1 protein-coding gene is annotated in these 1,013 nt (G+C 44.9%); it reads left to right on the forward strand.

The genetic code is table 11. The annotated features are described in order from the left end of the window. Positions 1 to 804, forward strand: an 804-nt coding sequence (locus KIV40_RS31540) for an AsmA family protein (RefSeq protein WP_285353246.1), incomplete at its 5' end; no start/stop codon positions are given. Positions 805 to 1,013 lie beyond the last annotated feature (209 nt).

Raw genomic sequence — 1,013 nt, forward strand, 5'->3', positions numbered from 1 at the left:
AACGCTCATATGCAGAATGTAAAAGCGGCATTCTCGGTTAACCGTGGCGTCGCAAAACTAGAGTCATTCACGTCTAACCTTTATGAAGGCTCTATTTCTGCGACAGCGACTCTGGATGCTCGTAAGTCACCGGCATCATACACGGCTAAGAAAGCAATTAAGGGCGTTAAGGTTCAACCATTGCTGGTGGATGTTGCGGATAACGATATGCTCGAAGGTACTGGTAACATTGACGTGAATGTTTCTGGTAAGAGCCTAACTCCAACAGGTATCAAGCAGAATCTAGTGGGGACTATTGTTATCAACTTCGCCGATGGTGCCGTGAACGGCATCAACGTAGCACAGCTGATTCGTGAGAACTATGCGAAGATCAAGGGCGAGAAGTATGACGAGAGCGCAGGTGTTCAAAAGACCGATTTCAGTGCGATGAAGGCGACACTAAAAGTCGACAAAGGTTGGGTATCAACTAACGACCTTTCAGCGCAATCACCTCTGCTGCGTGTAACTGGTTCAGGTAAGGCTAACTTCATCAAGGAGACCGTTGATTTCCTAGTGCGCACCTCTATTGTAGGCTCACTGGAAGGTCAGGGGGGCAAGAGCATTGATGACCTTAAAGATGTGACGATTCCAATTAAGGTTACAGGTGCTTGGACAGATCCTAAGTTTAGCTTAGTGTTCGACGACGTATTGAAACAGAAAGCTCAGAAAGAGATCGACCGTGGTGTGGAGAAACTCACGGATAAGATCAAAGATGAGAAAACCAAGGAAGCAGTAGATGGACTCCTAAAAGGTCTGTTTAACTAATCCGTTTTTAGTCTGATATAAACGAAGCGCCACTCTTTAATTAGGAGTGGCGCTTTTTAATTTAAACGTCTAAAACAGAGGTTTTCTAAGACATCGGCATTTGTTATAGAAAGTAACACGGACAAAGTCGTCAGGGTCTTCAAAGGAAGTTCTTGTGAATGACATCAAGCCGCAACTGATGGCTTTCCTACAAGAAAGAGGTTTAACGC

The organism is Vibrio sp. D173a (assembly GCF_030248475.1).